Source organism: Aeromonas sp. S18(2024), assembly GCF_041402525.1.
GTDB classification, from domain to species: Bacteria; Pseudomonadota; Gammaproteobacteria; order Enterobacterales; family Aeromonadaceae; genus Aeromonas; species Aeromonas enteropelogenes.
In genome coordinates this window covers 61,653-81,721 of sequence record NZ_JBGLQV010000003.1, presented here as the reverse complement: position 1 = coordinate 81,721, position 20,069 = coordinate 61,653, and the positions used below count along the sequence as shown (strand labels likewise).

Here is a 20,069-nt window from a genome sequence, read left to right as displayed (position 1 = left end):
TTATTGCTGCCCGATCATCCTTTCTGTTCCCTTGCCTGTCGGGCATGCAGACGCGTAAAAGGGTCACAAACAGCGCCTTTATCAAGTTATTTATCCGAGGTCCTTGATATCATTCCCGGCAATATCTATCGGGAGATCAGTAAGATGACATCGGCGGGGTTTGATTGGAGTGATTCGGTAATCTGGGAGGGGCCGGGAGCCATCGCGAGCAGTGAAGAGCGCTTGAGTGCCGATCGGCTGGATCGTGCACGTTATGCCGAATTTCTGACCAACTACCTTGCCGCCGAAGGCAAGCAGCGCAACTATGTGCTTAACCTCAATGCCGAATGGGGGGCGGGTAAAACCTGGTTTATCAAGCGCTGGTATATGGAGCTGAAAGCGCACTATCCCACCGTCTATATCGATGCCTGGCAGCAGGACTTCTCCGATGATCCTTTATTGACGGTTATTTCGTCGATTATTGATCAATTGAGAGATGCAACAGGAAATAAGGTTGCAATACCTGATGGCATCAAGTCCAAGCTATTGGGGTTGCTCAAGGTGGGCGGAAAATTGGTTATCAAGTCAGCCATTAAAAAAGCTGGACTTGAAGATGGTGACTTTTCTGTGGAAGGCGAAGACGCAGATAAGCTGGTTGATACGCTTTGTAGTAATCATAAAGAGCGTTATGAATCTATCCAGTATCTTAAACAAGAGATCAGGCAATGGGTTGAAGGTGCTGTTGCTTTAGGTAACGGAGAGTTAGATTATCCTGCTTTTATTTTGATTGATGAGCTGGATCGTTGTCGTCCCTCTTATGCAGTAGAAATGCTGGAGACTATCAAGCATATATTCGATATTCCCAGAGTTGTCTTTGTGTTGGCTACAGATACAGAACAACTACAACATGCTGTAAAAGTAATTTATGGTTCAGAGTTTGATGCATATACATATCTAAGTCGATTTTTTAATAGGCGATTCAGTATGCTTAGCTGTTCAAGGCATGATTTTGTTGAAAGCTACTTATCTAATGCAAGTTACCTCGATAGCAAAATTTTTGAAACTATATGGCCTAGAGGCCTGAATGTAGGTTCTTTTAGCGATATAATTTCAGCTATAGCTGATGCTTGTCAGCTGTCATTAAGAAGCACTGAGAAACTTATTGATAGGCTGCAATTAGTACTGGTGAATATTAAAGATGATTCAGTTAATACAGCATTTCTGGTGTATCTCATAGCTTTGCATGAGAGTATGCCTTCTGACTATGAAGCTATAATCTCATTAGTGAAAAAATATTTGCCTTCAGCGAGCAGTAAGGTGAAAGAACATAAGTTACATGGTATAAATAATGTAGTCGGTACGGTGAGTATTAAAATGGAAAGCTGTTGTAATGGTGCCTTTTCACAAGGAATATATACTGTGCCAATATCAAACCTAATTGGAAACCATTTGCGGGGCTACTTGGGTGAATATGAAAATATATCATATCAACTTGAAAAAGAGGTGAAAGAGCTTAATGCAGCGTATCCATCAATAACAGAAAAAAACCTTTCTGAGAGGTTGAAATATTATGTTCTTAATTCAAAGTTACATGATAAATCACTTGTGGATATGTCTACATACAGGGATTGGGTTGAGTTAGCTATATCATTTGAATGAGATTAACGGGCCAAATAGCCCGTTAATCAATATGATACATTATTTATTATGCCGCTCATAAAGCCGCTGCACCACATCCTTTAATGCCAGCCCCTCGTTTTGCAGTAGCACGGTCAGGTGGTAGAGCAGATCGGCGGATTCGTTAATCAGCTCCTCCCGATCCTTGGCCATGGCGGCCAGGGCTACTTCCACGCCTTCTTCACCTACCTTCTGGGCGATGCGCTTGGTGCCCTTGCCATAGAGGCTGGCGGTGTAGCTGGTGGCAGGATCCGCGCCTTTGCGGGCCGCCAGGATTTGCTCAAGCTCGGCCAAAAAGCCCAGTGGCGGTACCGGGTGGCCGTCAAAGCAAGAGGTTGTCCCTTTGTGGCAGGTGGGGCCCACGGGATCGGCGGCGACCAGCAGGGAGTCCTGATCGCAGTCGGTGCTGATGGCGACGAGTTTCAGCAAATGGCCCGAGCTCTCCCCCTTGGTCCACAGGCGCTGCTTGCTGCGACTAAAGAAGGTGACCTGGCCGGTCGCCAGGGTTTTGTCCAGGGCTTCCTTCGTCATAAAGCCCTGCATCAGCACTTCGCCACTGGCAGCATGCTGGACGATGGCGGGGATCATGCCGTCGCACTTGGCCCAGTCCAGGCGCTCGATCAGCGACACATCGTTATTTACAGCTTGATTATTCACGGATGGCGACTCCTTCGGTTTTCAGCCAGCGTTTCAATTCGGGAATGGGGATAAGCCCCTTGTGGAACACGGAGGCGGCCAGGGCCCCGTCCACATCGGCGAGGGTGAAGGCATCGCGAAAGTGTTCCATGGCGCCGGCGCCGCCGGAGGCAATCAGCGGCACCTTGCAGACGGCCCGCACCAGCTTGAGCTGCTCAAGATCATAACCCTGGCGCATGCCATCCTGGTTCATCACGTTCAGCACAATTTCGCCCGCGCCGCGTTTTTGTACCTCCTGCACCCAGTCAAGGGTGTGCCAGGCGGTGGTGCGGGTGCGGCTCTCGTCGCCGGTAAACTGCTTGACCTGATAGTGGCCGGTTTGGGCATCAAAATAGGAGTCGATGCCCACTACCACGCACTGCACGCCAAATCGCTCGGCCAGCCGGGTGATAAGGCGGGGATCCGCCAGGGCCGGGGAGTTGATGGATACCTTGTCGGCACCAAACTCCAGGATCTGGCGGGCATCCTCGACGCTTTTGATGCCGCCGGCGACGCAGAAGGGGATATCGATCACCTCTGCCACCCGGCTCACCCAGCTCTTGTCCACCACCCGGGCATCGCTTGAGGCGGTGATGTCATAAAACACCAGCTCGTCGGCACCTTCCTCGGCGTAGCGGCGGGCCAGCTCGACAATGCCGCCCATCACTTCGTGGTTGCGAAACTGCACGCCCTTGACCACCACGCCATCCTTGACGTCGAGGCAGGGGATAATTCGTCTTGCCAGCATCAGTTGCCTCCTGTTTCTGTCGGGGTAGATGCAGCGGGCGCCGCCCAGCAAGCGATGGCATCGCCTACCGAGAACTTGCCTTCCAGCAGGGCGCGACCGAGGATGATCCCCTTGACCCCGGAGCCCTTGAGCGCCTCGATATCCTCGATGCCGCCAATGCCGCCGGAGGCCTGGAAACCGACGCTCGGGTAGCGGGCGCAAAGATCCCGGTAGAGCTCGACGTTGGTGCCGGCCAGGGTACCGTCACGGCTGATGTCGGTGCAGAGCACGTGCTTGAGGCCGGCGGGGAGGAAGCGCTCGATCAACGCCTCTATGGTTACTCCGCTGTTCTCCTGCCAGCCGGCTACCGCGATGTGACGGTTGCCCTGGGAGTCGATATTGACGTCCAGCGCCAGCACGATGCGCTCGGGGCCGTATTTCTCCATCCAGCTGGCCACCAGATCCGGCGATTTGACGGCGGTGGAGCCGATCACCACCCGGCTGGCGCCGGCGGCCAGCAGGTCCGCCACATCCTGCTCGCTGCGCACGCCACCCCCTACCTGCACCGGCGCCTCGGTGGCCGACAGCAGCTGGGCGATGAGGGGGAGCTGGCGCGCTCTGGCATCCTTGGCACCGTCCAGATCCACCAGGTGCAGCTGCACCGCCCCCTGGGAGACATATTCATCGAAACGGGCCTGCGGGCTGTCGCTGTAGGCGGTCTTCTGGCCGTAGTCGCCCTGATAGAGCCTCACGACTTGGCCGTTAATCAAATCAATGGCTGGGATAATCATCCTTGTTAAAGCTCCAGAAAGTTTTGCAGTAGGCGGGCACCGGCCGCGCCGGAGCGCTCCGGGTGGAATTGGGCACCGAAGAAGTTGTCGCGGCCCACGATGGCGGTAAACGGCTGGCCGTAGTTGCAGGTGGCGATGGTGGCGCCGGTCACTTCCAGGGCGTAGGAGTGGACGAAATAGAAGTAGCTGCCGCTTGAAATGCCCTTGAGCAAAGGGTGGCTCTCGTCGTGCTCCACCTGATTCCAGCCCATGTGAGGCAGGCGCAGCTTGCCTACTTCCATCAGCCGGATCTTGCCCGGGACTATGCCGAGGCAGTCGATAAGCCCGCCCTTGCTCTCGTCCTTACTCATGATCTCTTCGGAGGCCTCCGCCAGCATCTGCATGCCGAGACAAAAGCCCAGCAGCGGTTGTCTGGCGGCGCGAATAAGCGGCACAAGATTGCGCTCGTTTAGGTTCTTCATGGCGGCCACGGCGGTGCCGACCCCGGGCAGGATCAGCTTGTCAGCCGCTTCGATATCGGCCGCCTCGCGGGAGACTCGAGGCGCCGCGCCGAGGCGCTCGAACGCCATCCTGACCGAGGCGAGGTTGGCACACCCCGTATCGATGATGACCAGCTTCTGTTTGTTCACTTCCATCACAGCACCCCCTTGCTGGAGGGGAGTTCGCTCCCTTCCACCCGAATGGCCTGGCGCAGGGCGCGGCCAAAGCCCTTGAACAGCGCCTCCACCTGGTGGTGGGTGTTGCCGCTGCCCACCTTCATCTGCAATGTGATGGCCATGGCGTCCGAGAGGGAGCGAAAGAAGTGGGGCACCATCTCGGTGGCCATCTCACCCACGCTGTCGCGGCCAAAACCGCTCGGGCAGTCGAATACGAAGTAGGGGCGACCGCTTAAATCCAGCGCGGTGGCGACCTCCTGCTCGGTGAGCGGGGTCTCTTCATCCGCACGAGGGCGGCCATCGATGACCGCCTGTACCTCGTCCATCGCCAGCACGAAGCCGAAGCGGCCGATGCCGCGCTTGTTGCCAAGGGCCTGGCGCAGGGCCTGACCGAGGGCGAGGCCGACATCTTCTACCGTGTGGTGATCGTCGATGTGCAGATCGCCGCTCACCTTGAGCTTGAGCCTGAAGCCGGCGTGGGTAGCGATCTGATCGAGCATGTGATCAAAAAAGCCAATGCCGGTATCGATCTGGTTGCCGCCGCTCTTGTCTAAATCCACAGCCACCTGAATGCGAGTCTCCTTGGTGTAGCGCTCTACCTCGGCAACTCGTCCTTTGGAGAGCAGCTGATCACGGATGGCGAGCCAGTCGTGATCTTGTGGGTGGTAGCGAATCCCGCTGATGCCCATGTTCTCGGCAAGCTGCAGATCGGTCTGGCGATCGCCAATCACGAAGGAGTTGGCAAAGTCGATGCGACCGGAGGCGAGATACTCCTTCACCAGGCCGAGGTGGGGCTTGCGGCAGCTGCAGCCGTCGGTGGGGAAGTGGGGGCAGATCAGCACCTGCTCCCAGCTCACTCCTTGCGATTCAAAGAGGTGCATCATCAGGTCGTGAGGCGGCTGGAAGTTCTCCAGCGGCAGGCTGGCGGTGCCCAGCCCATCCTGGTTGGTCACCATCACCAGCACGTAACCGGCGGCCTGCAGCTCGCGCAGCACCGGGATCACCATGGGCTCGAAGCGCAGCTTGGCGAGGCTGTCCACCTGCTTGTCGGTCACCGGCTCTTCAATCAGGGTGCCGTCGCGGTCGATAAACAAAAACGGGGTCTTCATCGCTACATCCTTGTCTTACAAAGTGGGAGAGGGCAGATCACGCAGCACGGCCAGCACGGCGTCCATCTCGCCCTGATAGCCGATGGTGATGCGAATGCTGTTATCAAGGCCGGGTTTGGTCGAGAAATCCCGCAGTATGATGCCGGCGGCCCTCATGGCGGCAAACACGCTGGCGCCATCCACAAAGCGCACCAGCACGAAGTTGCCCTTGTCCTCGAACACCTCTTTTACGCATGACAAAGTGGCAAGCTCGGTTTTGAGCTGTGCCTTTTGCTTGTTGAGCTCCAATACCCGCTCCGACATCAGTGTCAGCCCCATGGGGGAGAGAGCCTGAACCGCAATCTGGGCGATGGGCTCCGGGATGGGATAGGGGGCGATCACCTTGGCCAGCATGGCGATCACCTCGGGGCTTGCCAGCGTAAAGCCGCAGCGGATCCCCGCCAGGGCAAAGGCCTTGGAGAGGGTGCGGGTCACCACCAGGTTGGGGAAACGGGCCAGCAGATCTACCACGGAAGCCTCGGGGCAGAACTCGATATAGGCCTCGTCCACCACCACGATGGCGCGATCCCGGGCCTTCTCCAGCAGGGTGATAAGCCCATCGCGGCCTACCAGATCCCCGGTGGGGTTGTTGGGGGAGCAGAGGAACACCAGGTTCACGTCACCGAGACGATCGGCGATGGCGGGCCAGTCCGGCTGGCGCGCAGGCGTCAAGGGCTGCTCGACAATCCCCACGCCACAGGTTTCGGCGCTGATGGCGTACATGCCGTAGGTGGGCGGGCAGATGAGGATCTGATCTTCACCCGCTTCGCAGAAGGTGCGGATCAAGAGCTCGATGGCTTCGTCGGCGCCGCGGCTCACCAGCACCTGATCCGGATTGACTCCCGCATAGGCGGCGTAGCCGTTGACCACTTCGGTTGGTTGGGGTTCGGGATAGCGGTTGAGACGGCTCCCCTCGACGGTAAAGGGGTAGGCCTGCGGGGCCTCGTTGGCGTTGAGCCAGACATGACCCTTGCCACCGATGCGACGGGCAGATTGGTAAGGGGTGAGGGCGCGCACCACGCGGCGCGCCAGATTGGCAATGCTCATGACAAATCCTTTTGCTGTGAACCGGTTTGGACGGCACCCGCGAGGGCCTGCAATCTCAGGGTGACGGCATTTTTGTGGCCATCGAGCCCCTCGGCCTGGGCGATGCGCTCGACGATGGGACCAAGGCTGCGGATGCCGCTCTCGCTTAGCTCCTGCACCGTATAGCGGCGCTGATAATCCGCCAGTCCCAGACTGGAGCAGGTGCGGGCATAGCCGTAGGTGGGCAGGGTGTGGTTGGTGCCGCTGGCGTAATCGCCGACGGATTCGGGAGTCCATGCCCCAAGGAAGATGGAGCCGGCATTCTCGAGTCGGTCCAGCAGCTCGCGGGGTGCGCGGGTCTGCACGATCAGGTGCTCCGGCGCATAGGCATTGGAGATGGCACACGCTTCGGCCAGATCGTCACAAAGGATCACCAGACTGCTGCCCAGCGCCTTGGCAGCGATGTCGCGGCGAGTGAGCTTGGCCAGCTGGCCTTTGATCTCGGCGCCGATGGCATCGGCCAGCAGGGGCGAGGTGGTCACCAGCACCACCTGGCTGTCAGGGCCGTGCTCGGCCTGGGAGAGCAGATCTGCCGCCACGAAGGCCGGGTTGGCGCTCTCGTCGGCGATCACCAGCACCTCGGAGGGGCCGGCGGGCATGTCGATGGCGGCGCCGCGCCAGTCGCGCGACACCTGGCCCTTGGCTTCGGTCACATAGGCGTTGCCCGGGCCGAAGATCTTGTCCACCTTGGGGATGCTCTGTGTGCCGTAGGCCATGGCTGCGATGGCCTGGGCGCCGCCGATGGCGAATACCTTCTCGACACCGCAGGCGCGGGCGGCAAACAGGATCTCGTCGCTGGCGGGGGACGGGGTACAGAGCACCACTTCGCGACAACCAGCCAGGCGGGCCGGAATGGCCAGCATCATCACGGTGGAGGGGAGCGGCGCGCTGCCCCCTGGCACATAGAGGCCGACCCGGCCGATGGGCTGGGTGCGCAGCTCGCACACCACGCCGGGCTGGGTCTCTACTCGCACCACGGGTTGTTGTTGGGCGGCGTGGAAGGCGCGAATGTTGGCGATGGCCGCCTCGATGGCGCCCTTGATGTCGTCATCGAGGCGCTCGCAGGCGGCCTCGATTTCGGCATTGCTTACCTGCAGCTGCTGGCGGGGGGCACGCTCGAAGCGCTGGCTCAACTCGCGCAGGGCCTCATCCCCCCGGCTGCGTACCGCGCTGATGATATCCCGCACCACGGCGCCGATATCGGCCTCGTCACTCAAGGCGGGCCGGGTCAGCACGTCGGCCTGCTGGGCAGGGGAGAGGGTCTTCCAGATCAGGGTCTGCATGATGTCCCTTCCTTATTCCATCATTTTTTCGATGGGCAGCACCAGGATGGAGCTGGCGCCAAGGGCCTTGAGCTGCTCCATGGTCTCCCAGAACAGGGTTTCGCTGGAGACGACGTGCAGCGCCACCTGATTGGTCTCGCCCGCCAGCTGCATGATGGTGGGGCGCTCGGCCCCCGGCAGCAGACTGGTGATGGCATCGAGCTTCTCTTTGGGGGCGTGCAGCATGATGTACTTGCTCTCGCGGGCCTGCTGCATCCCCTGAATGCGGGGCAGCAGCTTGTCGATAAGCTTCTGCTTGGCATCAGACAGGGGGTTGGGGGCCTGTACCAGTACCGCCTTGGAGCGGTAGATCACCTCCACCTCTTTCAGGCCGTTAGCCTCCAGGGTCGCGCCGGTGGAGACCAGATCGCAGATGGCGTCGGCCAGGCCCGCGCGCGGCGCCACTTCCACCGAGCCGCCCAGCATCACGCTCTTGAAGGGAATATCTCGTTCGGCGAAGAAGCGACCGAGCAGCCCCGGGTAGGAGGTGGCGATGCGCTTGCCAGCGAGACTCTGTGGTCCGGTGTAGTTGACGTCGTCCGGTACGGCCAGGGAGAGGCGGCAGCCGCCGAAGTCGAGCTGCTTGAGGGTCTTGACCGCAAAGGGCTGTCCCTGGGAGGCGCGGATGAGCTGCACCTCTTCCAGCACGTTCTCGCCGATGATGCCAAGGTCGACCACCCCTTCCATCACCAGCCCCGGAATGTCGTCATCGCGCACCCGCAGGATGTCGATGGGCATGTTCTCGACATGGGCGATAAGGCGCTGTTCGCGCAGGTTGATCTTGAGGCCGCAGCTCTTGAACAGTGCCTGGGAGTCCTGGCTCAGACGACCGGACTTTTGCATGGCGATACGTAGACGTTGTGTTTCCATTTGCTCGATTTCCTTCTAGTCAAAAACGAAAAAACCCTCGGAAGTGGGTGCTTCCGAGGGTTTATGAATCTTGCGGTCCTTTTGGAAGTCACCAGTTAAGTGTCTTCCAGCAGTCAACCTCCTGAAAGACTATTCGGGATGATGATGGTGGTGATGAGTCTTCACGGTGGTGAACTGCATGTAATCAATCCTTTACAAATAAGATGTCGTAATTGACGCCTGATTTAAACTACCTGCCTTGACAGAAAAAGCAACCCGAAATTGTGATTTGATCGATTAAAATTGAGAAAACGGTTTTCTGGTCGATAACTAGACAATAACCCCTAGCAGGAGTCGACATCATGCCCAGCCAGGACCTCTTGTTCCCCATCTTGCCCCGGGCGCCCGCCACGCCAGGCAGCGAAGAGATCAAGCGGGAAGTGACCCAGATCAGCCAAAAGCATCGGCTGCGCAAGACCGGCACTGATAACAGCGACTCCCAGCAGCGCCAGCAGCCGTACCCCTCGGCCAAGCATGATCAGCCAACGTCGGAGGAGGACGATCACAAGCCCGATCCCGAGCATCAGATCGATCTCTTCGTCTGAGCGCAGAATCAGTCCCGCTTTCGCCGCGCTTTTGGCATAATGCCCCCTTTTGCTGCGGGACTCCCTTTTGACCATCCAGACCCTGTTCAAGCCAGACGGCCCTCTGGCCAGCCATATCGACGGTTTCAAAGCCCGCGCTCCGCAACTGGAGATGGCCGAGGCGGTGGCCCGTGCCATCAAGAGTGGCGGCCGTCTGCTGGTGGAGGCGGGGACAGGCACCGGCAAGACCTACGCCTATCTGGTACCGGCGCTGGAATCCGGCAAGCGGGTGGTGATCAGTACGGGCTCCAAAAACCTGCAGGAGCAGCTCTTCTATCGAGACTTGCCTACCATCACTGAGGCGCTCTCTTACACCCCGCCGGTGGCACTGCTCAAAGGGCGCAGCAACTACCTGTGTATCGAGCGGATGAACCGGCTCTTGAGCGAATCCCATCTGCAAAAGCCTGAGATCCTCAATGATCTGGTCAAGGTGAAGTCCTGGTCCACTGCCACCGACAACGGCGATGTGGGAGATATTCCGGGACTGCAGGAAAACGCCGAGATCCTCGCCCACGTCACCAGCACCAACGACAACTGTCTGGGGCGTGACTGCCCCTATTACGACGATTGCCACCTGGTCATCGCCCGGCGCCGCGCCATGGACGCCCAGGTGGTGGTGATCAACCATCACCTCTTCTTCGCCGATCTGGCGGTGAAAGACACGGGATTTGGCGAGCTGGTGCCGCAGGCGCAGGTCTATGTGTTTGACGAGGCGCACCAGTTGCCCGAGATCGCCACCAACTACTTCGGCAAGTCGGTGGGCAGCCGCACCATCCAGGATCTGGCGCAGGATATCCAGCTTGCCTATCGGGCCGAAGCCCACGATATGGCCCAGCTTGGCAAGGCGGCGGATCGGCTCGCCATCGCGAGCCAGGACTTGCGCCTCGCCTTCGGGGTGGATGGCGGGCGCGGCAATACCCGCGACATGCTGCGCCAGCCCCTCTGGGGACAGGCGCTGGCTCGCCTCAACGATGCCATCGGGCTCTGTTACGAGGTGTTGAAACTGGCGCTGGGGCGGGGCGAGCAGCTGGATCACGCCTTCGAGCGGATCTGCGAGCTGCGCACTCGCCTTGGCGAGGTGCTGGCGGTGAACCAGACCGGTTTTTCCTACTGGTATGACTGCTCGCGGCTCCATTTTTCCCTCAACCTGACCCCGCTCTCGGTGGCCGAGCGTTTCGGGGCCGAGGTGCAAAGGCCCGAGGTGGCCTGGGTGTTCACCTCCGCCACCCTGACGGTTGATCAGCGCTTCGATCACTTCGTGGCCGAGCTGGGCCTGGCCGGCAGCGCCGAGCTGATTCTGGACAGCCCGTTCGATTACGGTGAGCAGGCGCGCCTGTGCGTGCCCCGCTATCTGCCGGAGCCCAACGCCTTTGGTCGGGGCGAACAGTTGGCCAACCTGATGATCCCCCTTATCAACAAGACCCCGGGGGGCTGTTTCTTTCTTTGCACCAGTCATCAGGTGATGCATCAGGTGGCCGAGGTGCTGCGCCGGGAGATCGGCCGCACCGTGCTGTTGCAGGGGGAGGACAACAAGCAGCGGCTGCTCAAGGAGTTCGTGGAAAATGGCCGCGCCGTGCTGGTGGCTACCAGCAGCTTCTGGGAGGGGATCGACGTGCGAGGGGCTGCGCTCTCCTGTGTTATCATCGACAAGCTGCCGTTTGCCAGCCCCGATGATCCGCTGCTCAAGGCGCGGGTCGATGATTGCAAGCTCAAGGGGGGCGATCCCTTTGCCGAACTCCAGCTGCCCAAGGCGGTGATTGCCCTGAAACAGGGGGTGGGGCGGCTTATTCGTGATCGCAGTGATCATGGGGTACTGGTGATCTGTGATCCGCGCATGGTCAACAAGCCCTACGGCGCCACTTTTATCAAGAGTCTGCCCACCATTCCCCGTACTCGGGAGTTGGCCATGCTGGGGGATTTCTTTGGCGCCAAGGTATGACGCAGCCGGGACGAACTCTTTGTGCTGAGTTGGGCTGAGGCCTCGCGCTCGGGGTATATCCCTTGGGCGCTTGCTGGCAGCGCGTCGGGTCTGCGGGCCCTGTTAGCGTGATTGAACCTGTTTGAACAACAGATCGGCACTGTTTGCCGGTCGGTAATGACATTGACTGAATGTAATCGAGATTGGAACGCATGAACGAGTTGAAGATCCTGGCCGTTGATACCGCCACCGAAGCCTGCTCTGCCGCCTTGCTGGTGGGCGACAAGGTGTTTTCCCGTTGGGAAGAGGCGCCGCGGGATCACACCCGCAAGATTTTGCCCATGGTTCAGGCTCTGTTGGAGGAAGCCGGGATAAGTTTGAGCGAGCTGGATGCCATCGCTTTCGGCCGTGGCCCGGGCTCCTTTACCGGTGTGCGGATCGGCATCGGGGTCGCCCAGGGGCTGGCCTTTGGCGCCGGTGTGCCGCTTATCGGCATCTCCACCCTGGCGGCCATGGCGCAGGGGGCTCATCGTCTGGACGGGGCCGAGCATGTGCTGACCGCCATCGATGCGCGGATGAACGAGGTTTACTTCGGTCACTATGAATGGCGCGATAGTCGCATGCAGTTGGTAGGTGAGGAAGTGGTGAGCGATCCCGCCGCCCTGGTGGCAAGTCGTGGCAAGCTGGCAGACCAGGTGACTTGCGTCGGCACCGGCTTTGAAACCTATGGTGACACCCTCGCAGGGCTTGCCGACGAGCGGATGGGGAGCAAGGTGCGCTTCCCGGCAGCAGAAGACATGCTGCCCCTGGCACGCACCGCCTGGCTGGCGGGCGAGGCGGTGGCTGTGGAGAAGGCGACCCCGGTTTACTTGCGCGACAAGGTGACCTGGAAGAAGCTGCCGGGTCGCGAGTAAGGGCAGGGTAGGCAATGGCCGTGGTGCCACCCTTGCTACCAATCGATGAACATCCCCTGCCGGCCGGTGCAGTTGGCACTGGTCGGCGCGGGAACTGACGATCTGAAAAGGAGAGTGACATGTTCAAGCGTGCGATGGTGATGGGGGCGGCCGTGTTGCTGCTCGGAGCCTGCAGCTCTGTGCCCAAAGAGCTGGCCTATGAGCCTGAAAACCAGCTGGTGGCCTATCAGCCCGCGCTGGCACTGGAGGGCAAGCCTGCCCGCTGGAGCGGGGTGATTGCCGCGGTGCACAACAAGGCGGATCAGAGCGTTATCGAAGTGGTCTATCTACCGCTTAAATCCAACGGGGTACCGGAGCAGACCGAGCAGAGTCCGGGACGTTTTTTGGCAGTCATGAAGGGCTTTGTCGACCCGACCCTCTATGCCAAGGGGCGCAGCCTGACGGTGCTGGGGACCACGGACAAGCCGGTGGATGGCCAGATTGGCGAGCACAAGTATCGCTTCCCGGTGCTCAAGGTGACGGGCAGCAAGCTGTGGCCGCCGGTCAAGGAGGTGGAGATCCGCTATATGGACCCTTACTTCTACGACCCCTTCTATGATCCCTTCTGGCCGAGACGGCCGCTGCGCCGCTAGGGGTGAACATGATTGACATCCTGCAGGAGCGTTTTCTCACCCTGGCGGACGGTCGCCGGGTGGCCCTGCTCGACAATGGCCAGCAGGGCAAGCCGTTGCTGCTGGCCTTGCATGGCTGGCTCGACAACAGTGCCAGCTTTCTGCCTCTCGCCTCTCATCTTGATGCCTTTCACCTCATCTGCGTCGATCTGCCGGGACATGGTCACTCGGATCACAAGCAGACCCCCTATGTCTTCGTCGATTGGCTGGACGATCTCTACCAGATCACCCAGGCTGCGGGCTGGACCAGGTTCACCTTGCTTGGTCATTCCCTCGGGGCGCTGATCGCCTCGGCCTATGCCGGGGTGTTTCCTGAACAGGTGGCGCGGCTCATCATGCTGGAGGGATTGGGGCCGCTGAGTCAGCCTGATGAAGAGGTGCCAGCTCAGCTCAAACGCGCCATTGTCAACCGCAGCCGTACCCGCGAGCGTGCCACCGGCGGGTTTGTCTCTATCGACGATGCGGTGGCCGCCCGCTGCAAGGTGGCGGATATCTCTTCGGCCGCGGCGCGCCTTATCTGCGAGCGCCAGCTGGTTGAGCAAGATGGCCGCTGGTACTGGCGCAGCGACCCCAGATTACGGGATCTCTCACCCCTTCGCATGAGCGAGGGGCAGGCCAGGGCGCTGATGGGGGCAATCCGCGCGCCCGTGCTCTTCATTCAGGGGGAGCAGGGCTTTGCCAGCCTGCGGGCACAATGGCAGTCGCGTCAGGATGCTTTCAGAGAGATAGAGCGGGTCCTGCTGGCGGGAAATCACCATTTTCATATGGAAAATTGTGCCAAGACCGCTGTTTGTATCGAAAATTTCTGCAAAATTCGGTAGAATCAGCGGCTTTCAATAATTCCAGGTTTGTTTTCCCCCTCACACTTTTTCATTGTTAATGTGCTGTTAATTGATGTTGCCCTATGTAAATATGGGCGGCGTTAGAGTATGAGCTTAAAACAGCTGATTGAAATTGCAGTGAACAGGGACGGAGGCAACACAGTGAGCGCACAGGTGCTAGTTATGCAGGAGAAGTTCGTGGAAAAAGTCTGGCTGAAGCGTTATCCGGAAGGGGTTCCGGCCGAGATCAATCCAGACCAATACAGCTCCCTGGTCGATATGTTTGAAGAGTCGGTAAACCAGTTCGCCGACCAGCCCGCCTTCGTCAACATGGGGCAGACCATTACCTACCGCCGACTGGAAGAGCAGTCCCGCGCCTTTGCCGCCTACCTGCAAAACGAGCTCAAGCTGAGCCGTGGCGATCGGGTGGCGGTGATGATGCCCAACCTGCTGCAGTACCCCATCGCCGTGTTCGGCATCCTGCGTGCCGGCATGATAGTGGTCAACGTCAACCCGCTCTACACCCCGCGGGAGCTGGAGCACCAGCTCAATGACTCGGGCGCCAAGGCCATCGTCATCGTCTCCAACTTCGCCCATACCCTGGAAAAAGTGGTCTATGACACCCCAATCAAGCACGTCATCCTGACCCGGATGGGGGACAACCTGGGGCTGGCCAAGGGGACCCTGGTCAACTTCGTGGTGAAATACGTCAAGAAGCTGGTGCCCAAATACAATCTGCCCCACGCCAGCACCATGCGCCAGGCCCTCTCCAAGGGGCGTTACCTGCAGTACATCAAACCCGAGATCAGCAACGACGACCTTGCCTTCCTGCAGTACACCGGCGGCACCACAGGCCTCTCCAAGGGGGCCATGCTGACCCACCGCAACATGATTGCCAACGTCGAGCAGTGCCTCGGCGTCTATGGCCCCATGCTGGAGCGGGGCAAGGAGTTCGTGGTCACCGCGCTGCCGCTCTACCACGTCTTCGCGCTCACCGTGAACTGCCTGCTGTTTATGCGTCTGGGTGGTTACAACCTGCTGATCAGCAACCCGCGCGACATCCCGGGCTTCGTCAAAGAGATCAAGAAGTACCCCTTCACCTGCATCACCGGGGTGAACACCCTGTTCAATGCGCTGGTCAACAACGACGAGTTCCAGGGCATGGACTTTACCAAGCTCAAGCTGACCATCGGCGGCGGCATGGCGGTGCAGCGGGCGGTGGCCGAGAAGTGGAAGACGCTGACCGATACTCCGTTGCTGGAAGGTTATGGCCTGACCGAGTGTTCGCCGTTGGTGAGCGTCTGCCCGTATGATCTGAGCGATTACAACGGCTCTATCGGTCTGCCGGTCTGCTCCACCGATATCCGTCTGGTGGATGACAACGGGCAGGTGATCACCGAATTTGGCACCCCGGGCGAGATGCAGGTGCGCGGCCCGCAGGTGATGAGCGGTTACTGGCAGCGTCCCGAGGCCACCGCCGAGGTGATGCAGGATGGCTGGCTCTGTACCGGCGACATCGCCGTGTGCGACGAGCAGGGCTTCTTCAAGATTGTCGATCGCAAGAAGGACATGATCCTGGTCTCCGGTTTCAACGTCTACCCGAATGAAATTGAAGACGTGGTGGCGCTCCATCCCAAGGTGCTGGAAGTGGCGGCCGTCGGCGTGCCGCACAAGGTCTCCGGCGAGCTGGTGAAGATCTTCGTGGTCAGGAAAGATGCAAAACTGCAGGAAGACGAGATTATTGCCCACTGCCGCAAACATCTGACTGCCTATAAGGTACCGAAACTGGTAGAATTTCGCGACGAACTTCCCAAGACCAATGTGGGCAAGATCCTGCGCCGCGTGCTGCGCGACGAAGAGATTGCCAAGCAGTAACCGGCGTCGCCAGGCCTCTTGGCCAGGCAGCGCAGTGATGCAAAACCGTGGGACATCCCACGGTTTTTTCTTTTGGCCCTGAAAACTTGCAGGCAAAGATGCACTATCAATTCATTTCACAGCAAGCCGAACTGGAGCAGTATCTCGCTTCTCTGGCCGACGTTCCCCTGGCCATCGATACTGAATTCGTTCGCACCCGCACCTATTACCCTCAACTGGGCCTGTTTCAAATCTACGACGGCAAGCAGCTGGCGCTGCTCGATCCGCTCACCCTGGATCTCGCCCCGCTCTGGCGACGGCTTGGTCGGGAAGGGCAGATCGCCATCCTGCACGCTTCCGGCGAGGATCTCGAGCTTATCCAGCATCAGGCTGGCCATCTGCCAAACCAGATGCACGACACCCAGCTGGCGGCAGCCTTCCTGGGCCATGGTGTTTCGGTGGGCTTTGGCGCCCTGGTCAACGAGTTTCTCGGGGTCGAGCTCGAGAAGGATCAGGCCCGCACCGACTGGCTTGCTCGCCCGCTCACAGACCGCCAGCTCGAATACGCGGCGGCCGATGTGTTCTACCTGATGCCCCTCTACGACAAGGTGATGAGCAAGCTGCGTGAAAGTGGCAAATTTCCCTGGTTCGAGCAGGAGTGCCAGAACCACTCCGCCCGCAAGACCCAGGGCAACGATCCTCGTCAGGCCTATCTCGATATCGTCAACGCCTGGCAACTGGGTCGCCGCGAGCTGGCGATCCTGCGCGAGCTGGCCGCCTGGCGTCAGCAGGAGGCGGTACGCCGGGATCTCGCCCTCAACTTCGTGGTCAAAGAGCTGCACCTGTTCAAGGTGGCGGAGCGTCGGCCCGCGTCCCTTCGTGATCTCAACGAACTGGGGCTCTCGCCCATCGAGATCAAGATCCACGGCAAGCGGATGCTGGATATCGTCGCCAAGGCCCAGCAGAGCGATCCCGACAGCTGGCCCGAGCCCATTCGCCGTCTGGTGGACTTCCCCAAGTACAAGGCGGAGCTCAAGCGCATCAAGGCCCTGGTGGACGAGAAGGCCAAAGCCAGCAATATTCCGCCCGAGCTGATCGCCAGCAAGAAGATCATCCACCAGTATTTCACCTGGAGCTGGCGAATGAGCGACGAAGAGCGGGCCCGCGCCGACAAGCCCATGCTGCTGCAAGGGTGGCGTCATGAGCTGGTAGGTCATCTGCTGGAGCAGTAAGCCAACGCTTGGCGGCCTGAAAAATCCTCACCCCCGGGTGGGGATTTTTGTTTTCTGCTCTTGAAGGCAGAGTTGAGCTCGTGGTTGACCCGCCCGGATAGCGGCCTCACTTGGCGGCAATCGGTGGTGGCAATGGGCAAAAAGCAGGATGCAGCGGCGGAAAAGGTGCCAGTTAACTGCAAAATGACAGCGAAGAAGCAAAGAGAAAAGGAAGAGAGGCAGCGGCCCATGCCGCTGCCTTTTTATTACCAGATAGGCTGGGTCAGGTAGGGGTTGCTCACCTTCTCGCGGCCGAAGGTGGAGCTGGGGCCGTGGCCCGGAATGAAGACGATCTCGTCACCCAGCGGCACCAGGGTCTTGGTGATCGACTTGATCAAGGTAGCGTGATCCCCGCGCGGGAAGTCGGTACGGCCAATGCTGCCGGCAAAGAGCACGTCACCGACCCAGGCGAGCCGCTCGGATTGGCTGAGCAGCACGATATGGCCCGGGGTGTGGCCGGGGCAGAAGTAGACGTCCAGCTCGCACTTGCCCACCTGCACCTTGTCACCCTGTTCGAGCCAGCGGTCGGGGGCGAAGGCGGGAGTATGGGCAAATCCGAACATCTGGCTCTGCTGGGGCAGCATGTCGAGCCAGAAGGCATCTTCCTGGTGGGGGCCGGTGATAGTGACGCCGGTTCTCTCCCGCAACTCTGCGGCGGCGCCCACGTGATCCAGATGACCGTGGGTCAGCAGGATGTGAGTCAGGGTCAGCCCCCGCTTGGCGATGGCGGCCAACAGTTTATCCGCTTCGCCACCTGGATCGACAAGGGCCGCCTCATGGGTCTCGTCACACCAGATGAGGGAGCAGTTCTGGGCGAACTGGGTGACCGGGATCACCTCGAATTTCAACATGGGAATTCCTCTTGCAGCTCTTGCTGATAAGGGCCGGATCAGATCGCCTGGTTGGCGTGCTGCTCGGCAAAATAGTCGAGACAGGCCTGCTTGTCGCCCCGAAACACGATGCGCTCCTGCTTGTTGCCAAGCTGGTAGAGATACATGGGATCGTAGTAGCGGGTCAGCAGCAGGGTGATCCAGGCCAGATGCAGCTCGGTATCACCGCTGCGGCTTTGCTCTTCAAGGGCCGTTTGCATCAGCTGATCCAGCTCGCGGTGGGCCTGATCCCCCAGGCGGCGCTTGAGGCGGGCCAGGGCGTCGGTCAGGTAGGCGGCAAACAGGGGCCAGCCCTCTTCATTGCCATACATGGCCTGATAACGCAGCCAGAGATCATGCACATAATCCTCGCGGATCTGCTCGGCGCGCTCGTGTTGCGGCACATCCACCACCACCAGCGGTGCCTGACACATGGTCTCGTAGAGGGAGAGCGGCAGGCAGCAGCGACCGATGAGGCGGCTCTCGTCTTCCACCACGAACGCCTGCTCGCCGTGGTGACGGCGCTTGAGCAGCTCGATGGCCAGGTTGTTTTCAAAGTTGATGTTGCTGGGCTGGCCCCCCGGCAGCTGGCCAAACGACGAGCCTCTGTGGTGGGCATGTCCCTCCAGATCCACCGCCTGGGTCACCTGATCCAGCATATGGGTCTTGCCGGAGCCGGTCATGCCGGTCAGCACGCTCCAGTGACACTCGGCGGAGGCCCTGTCCTGGGTATCGATCAGGAAGCGGCGCAGCTCCTTGTAGCCACCGGCGATGCGCGGACGGGTCACCCCGGCCTCATGGAGCCACTGTTGTACGGTTTGCGAGCGCAGGCCGCCGCGAAAGCAGTAGAGCAGGGCATCTGGCTGCTGGCGCAATTGCGCCAGCCAGCCTTCGATGCGCTCGGCGCGTACCGCTCCCCCCACCAGCTTGTGACCAAGCTCGATGGCGGCGGCCTGACCCTGCTTCTTGTAGCAGGTCCCCACCTGGGCACGCTCATCGTCCGTCATCAGGGGCAGGTTGGTGGCACAGGGGAAGGCCCCTTCCTTGAACTCGATGGGAGCGCGCAGGTCAATCAGGGGGACGTCGTTCAGGAAGACCCGGGCGTAGTCAGTGATCAGCGGCAATCCGCTCATTGGATAACCTCGATAAAGCGCTTGCCTTCCAGGGTCTTGATCTCGCCGATGGGCGAGAGGGAGAGGCCGGCGTCACGGGCGATGGCGAGCAGGGCTTCCTCGCTCTCCTTGCCCACCGCCACCAGCAGGCCGCCACTGGTCTGTGGATCGCACAGGATGTTGCGGGTGCGATCGTCCATGGCATCGAGCTTGTGGCCATAGGAGTCGAAGTTGCGCAGGGTGCCGCCCGGCACGCAACCCTCACTCAGGTAGTAATCTACTTCGTCCAGCAGCGGCAGCGCCTTGAAGTCGAGGCGGGCGCTGACCCTTGAGCCTTCGCACATCTCCAGCAGATGGCCGGCCAGACCAAAACCGGTCACGTCAGTCATGGCGTGGACCCCCGGCAGCGCGGCGAATTGCTGGCCAATCTTGTTGAGGGTGCACATGGCGTTGGGGGCCAGCTGCTCGTGCTCGGGCTTGAGCTTGCTCTTCTTCTGGGCAGTGGTGAGAATGCCGATGCCAAGGGGCTTGGTCAGATAGAGGGTGTCACCCACCTTGGCGGTGTCGTTCTGCTTGATGGCATCGAGCGGCACGATACCGGTCACCGCCAGGCCGAAGATGGGCTCCGGGGCGTCGATGCTGTGGCCGCCGGCCAGTGAAATCCCTGCCTCGTGACACACCTGACGACCGCCGTCGATCACCTGTTGGGCCACTTCGGCGGGCAGGGTGTTGATGGGCCAGCCGAGGATGGCGATGGCGACGATGGGCTTGCCGCCCATGGCGTAGATGTCACTGATGGCGTTGGTCGCGGCGATGCGGCCAAAGGTGAAGGGATCATCGACGATGGGCATGAAGAAGTCGGTGGTGGAGACAATGCCCTGACCGTTGCCGATATCGACCACGGCCGCGTCATCCTTGCTGCTGTTGCCGACGATAAGGGTCGGATCGTTGAACCCCGGGATCTGGCTCTTGAGAATGGTATCGAGCACCTTGGGAGAGATTTTGCAGCCACAGCCAGCACCGTGGCTGTATTGGGTCAGACGAATGGAAGACATACTTACCCCCTTGCTTGTGCAGGCGCTCCG

At 60.0% G+C, this 20,069-nt stretch carries 19 protein-coding genes and 1 other annotated feature; of the genes, 8 read left to right on the top strand and 11 right to left on the bottom strand.

Annotated elements, in window-relative coordinates; all coding sequences use genetic code 11:
- The first annotated feature begins 144 nt into the window (after positions 1 to 144).
- The gene (locus ACB034_RS06640; protein WP_371172417.1) at positions 145 to 1,638 is read left to right on the top strand and encodes a P-loop NTPase fold protein; all 1,494 of its coding nucleotides are present in this window, start codon (positions 145 to 147) and stop codon (positions 1,636 to 1,638) included.
- Between the two features lie 39 nt (positions 1,639 to 1,677).
- Here ACB034_RS06640 and hisIE read toward each other — a convergent pair whose 3' ends face one another.
- From hisIE to hisG, 8 genes are read right to left on the bottom strand one after another with little or no spacing between them, the layout of a single operon-like run.
- The gene (gene hisIE, locus ACB034_RS06635; protein WP_371172416.1) at positions 1,678 to 2,313 is read right to left on the bottom strand and encodes a bifunctional phosphoribosyl-AMP cyclohydrolase/phosphoribosyl-ATP diphosphatase HisIE; all 636 of its coding nucleotides are present in this window, start codon (positions 2,311 to 2,313) and stop codon (positions 1,678 to 1,680) included.
- Positions 2,306 to 3,079 (bottom strand): imidazole glycerol phosphate synthase subunit HisF, encoded by a 774-nt coding sequence (hisF, locus tag ACB034_RS06630; RefSeq protein ID WP_338612333.1) that lies wholly within the window; start codon positions 3,077 to 3,079, stop codon positions 2,306 to 2,308. Before hisF ends, hisIE begins: the two co-directional genes overlap by 8 nt.
- Positions 3,079 to 3,849: a 1-(5-phosphoribosyl)-5-[(5-phosphoribosylamino)methylideneamino]imidazole-4-carboxamide isomerase gene (gene hisA, locus ACB034_RS06625; RefSeq protein ID WP_371172415.1), complete on the bottom strand. Its 771-nt coding sequence runs from the start codon at positions 3,847 to 3,849 to the stop codon at positions 3,079 to 3,081. Before hisA ends, hisF begins: the two co-directional genes overlap by 1 nt.
- 5 nt (positions 3,850 to 3,854) lie before the next feature.
- Positions 3,855 to 4,484, bottom strand: a complete 630-nt coding sequence (hisH, locus tag ACB034_RS06620; RefSeq protein WP_371172414.1) for an imidazole glycerol phosphate synthase subunit HisH — start codon at positions 4,482 to 4,484, stop codon at positions 3,855 to 3,857.
- On the bottom strand, positions 4,484 to 5,614 hold the full coding sequence (hisB, locus tag ACB034_RS06615; RefSeq protein ID WP_371172413.1) for a bifunctional histidinol-phosphatase/imidazoleglycerol-phosphate dehydratase HisB: 1,131 nt from the start codon (positions 5,612 to 5,614) through the stop codon (positions 4,484 to 4,486). The genes hisH and hisB overlap by 1 nt, the downstream gene beginning before the upstream one ends.
- Before the next feature lie 15 nt (positions 5,615 to 5,629).
- Positions 5,630 to 6,700 carry a histidinol-phosphate transaminase gene (gene hisC, locus ACB034_RS06610; protein ID WP_371172412.1) on the bottom strand — a complete coding sequence of 357 codons (1,071 nt, stop codon included), beginning with the start codon at positions 6,698 to 6,700 and terminating at the stop codon, positions 5,630 to 5,632.
- Positions 6,697 to 8,022 carry a histidinol dehydrogenase gene (hisD, locus tag ACB034_RS06605; RefSeq protein WP_371172411.1) on the bottom strand — a complete coding sequence of 442 codons (1,326 nt, stop codon included), beginning with the start codon at positions 8,020 to 8,022 and terminating at the stop codon, positions 6,697 to 6,699. The genes hisC and hisD overlap by 4 nt, the downstream gene beginning before the upstream one ends.
- Before the next feature lie 12 nt (positions 8,023 to 8,034).
- Complete coding sequence (gene hisG, locus ACB034_RS06600; RefSeq protein ID WP_124240648.1) at positions 8,035 to 8,931, bottom strand: ATP phosphoribosyltransferase; 897 nt, start codon at positions 8,929 to 8,931, stop codon at positions 8,035 to 8,037.
- A gap of 29 nt (positions 8,932 to 8,960) precedes the next feature.
- Positions 8,961 to 9,085: a sequence feature (His leader region), on the bottom strand.
- 187 nt (positions 9,086 to 9,272) lie between these two features.
- Between hisG and ACB034_RS06595 the strand changes: the two genes are divergently transcribed.
- From ACB034_RS06595 to rnd, 7 genes are all read left to right on the top strand, one after another.
- A complete protein-coding gene (locus tag ACB034_RS06595) occupies positions 9,273 to 9,515 on the top strand; it encodes a hypothetical protein (RefSeq protein WP_371172410.1) in 243 nt (80 codons plus the stop codon).
- 67 nt (positions 9,516 to 9,582) lie between these two features.
- Positions 9,583 to 11,493 (top strand): ATP-dependent DNA helicase, encoded by a 1,911-nt coding sequence (locus tag ACB034_RS06590; RefSeq protein WP_371172409.1) that lies wholly within the window; start codon positions 9,583 to 9,585, stop codon positions 11,491 to 11,493.
- 191 nt (positions 11,494 to 11,684) lie between these two features.
- Positions 11,685 to 12,386 (top strand): tRNA (adenosine(37)-N6)-threonylcarbamoyltransferase complex dimerization subunit type 1 TsaB, encoded by a 702-nt coding sequence (gene tsaB, locus ACB034_RS06585; protein WP_371144104.1) that lies wholly within the window; start codon positions 11,685 to 11,687, stop codon positions 12,384 to 12,386.
- Between the two features lie 119 nt (positions 12,387 to 12,505).
- Positions 12,506 to 13,018 (top strand): Slp family lipoprotein, encoded by a 513-nt coding sequence (locus ACB034_RS06580; protein WP_223377616.1) that lies wholly within the window; start codon positions 12,506 to 12,508, stop codon positions 13,016 to 13,018.
- Positions 13,019 to 13,026: 8 nt separating this feature from the next.
- On the top strand, positions 13,027 to 13,878 hold the full coding sequence (locus ACB034_RS06575) for an alpha/beta fold hydrolase (RefSeq protein ID WP_371172408.1): 852 nt from the start codon (positions 13,027 to 13,029) through the stop codon (positions 13,876 to 13,878).
- A 198-nt stretch (positions 13,879 to 14,076) separates the two neighbouring features.
- Positions 14,077 to 15,753 carry a long-chain-fatty-acid--CoA ligase FadD gene (fadD, locus tag ACB034_RS06570; protein ID WP_124240666.1) on the top strand — a complete coding sequence of 559 codons (1,677 nt, stop codon included), beginning with the start codon at positions 14,077 to 14,079 and terminating at the stop codon, positions 15,751 to 15,753.
- 98 nt (positions 15,754 to 15,851) lie between these two features.
- The gene (gene rnd / locus ACB034_RS06565) at positions 15,852 to 16,964 is read left to right on the top strand and encodes a ribonuclease D (RefSeq protein WP_371172407.1); all 1,113 of its coding nucleotides are present in this window, start codon (positions 15,852 to 15,854) and stop codon (positions 16,962 to 16,964) included.
- Positions 16,965 to 17,209: 245 nt separating this feature from the next.
- On the opposite strand, the gene ACB034_RS06560 is transcribed toward rnd, so the two are convergent.
- Genes ACB034_RS06560 through selD form a run of 3 tightly spaced genes read right to left on the bottom strand, consistent with a single transcriptional unit; the run spans position 17,210 to position 20,039 of the window.
- Positions 17,210 to 17,854: an MBL fold metallo-hydrolase gene (locus tag ACB034_RS06560; RefSeq protein WP_371172406.1), complete on the bottom strand. Its 645-nt coding sequence runs from the start codon at positions 17,852 to 17,854 to the stop codon at positions 17,210 to 17,212.
- A gap of 38 nt (positions 17,855 to 17,892) precedes the next feature.
- On the bottom strand, positions 17,893 to 19,005 hold the full coding sequence (mnmH, locus tag ACB034_RS06555) for a tRNA 2-selenouridine(34) synthase MnmH (protein WP_371172405.1): 1,113 nt from the start codon (positions 19,003 to 19,005) through the stop codon (positions 17,893 to 17,895).
- Entirely contained in the window at positions 19,002 to 20,039 is a 1,038-nt protein-coding gene (gene selD / locus ACB034_RS06550) for a selenide, water dikinase SelD (RefSeq protein ID WP_371172404.1), read from the bottom strand. The genes mnmH and selD overlap by 4 nt, the downstream gene beginning before the upstream one ends.
- Between the last annotated feature and the right edge of the window lie 30 nt (positions 20,040 to 20,069).

Excerpts from the sequence above, each read along its gene's own strand:
- ACB034_RS06595 (WP_371172410.1), top strand. The coding sequence starts at position 9,273 with ATGCCCAGCCAGGACCTCTTGTTCCCCATCTTGCCCCGGGCGCCCGCC.
- rnd (WP_371172407.1), top strand. The coding sequence starts at position 15,852 with ATGCACTATCAATTCATTTCACAGCAAGCCGAACTGGAGCAGTATCTC.
- ACB034_RS06580 (WP_223377616.1), top strand. The coding sequence starts at position 12,506 with ATGTTCAAGCGTGCGATGGTGATGGGGGCGGCCGTGTTGCTGCTCGGA.
- ACB034_RS06560 (WP_371172406.1), bottom strand. The coding sequence starts at position 17,854 with ATGTTGAAATTCGAGGTGATCCCGGTCACCCAGTTCGCCCAGAACTGC.
- ACB034_RS06575 (WP_371172408.1), top strand. The coding sequence starts at position 13,027 with ATGATTGACATCCTGCAGGAGCGTTTTCTCACCCTGGCGGACGGTCGC.
- hisG (WP_124240648.1), bottom strand. The coding sequence starts at position 8,931 with ATGGAAACACAACGTCTACGTATCGCCATGCAAAAGTCCGGTCGTCTG.
- hisB (WP_371172413.1), bottom strand. The coding sequence starts at position 5,614 with ATGAAGACCCCGTTTTTGTTTATCGACCGCGACGGCACCCTGATTGAA.
- hisF (WP_338612333.1), bottom strand. The coding sequence starts at position 3,079 with ATGCTGGCAAGACGAATTATCCCCTGCCTCGACGTCAAGGATGGCGTG.
- hisD (WP_371172411.1), bottom strand. The coding sequence starts at position 8,022 with ATGCAGACCCTGATCTGGAAGACCCTCTCCCCTGCCCAGCAGGCCGAC.
- ACB034_RS06640 (WP_371172417.1), top strand. The coding sequence starts at position 145 with ATGACATCGGCGGGGTTTGATTGGAGTGATTCGGTAATCTGGGAGGGG.
- mnmH (WP_371172405.1), bottom strand. The coding sequence starts at position 19,005 with ATGAGCGGATTGCCGCTGATCACTGACTACGCCCGGGTCTTCCTGAAC.
- selD (WP_371172404.1), bottom strand. The coding sequence starts at position 20,039 with ATGTCTTCCATTCGTCTGACCCAATACAGCCACGGTGCTGGCTGTGGC.
- tsaB (WP_371144104.1), top strand. The coding sequence starts at position 11,685 with ATGAACGAGTTGAAGATCCTGGCCGTTGATACCGCCACCGAAGCCTGC.
- hisH (WP_371172414.1), bottom strand. The coding sequence starts at position 4,484 with ATGGAAGTGAACAAACAGAAGCTGGTCATCATCGATACGGGGTGTGCC.
- hisC (WP_371172412.1), bottom strand. The coding sequence starts at position 6,700 with ATGAGCATTGCCAATCTGGCGCGCCGCGTGGTGCGCGCCCTCACCCCT.
- hisA (WP_371172415.1), bottom strand. The coding sequence starts at position 3,849 with ATGATTATCCCAGCCATTGATTTGATTAACGGCCAAGTCGTGAGGCTC.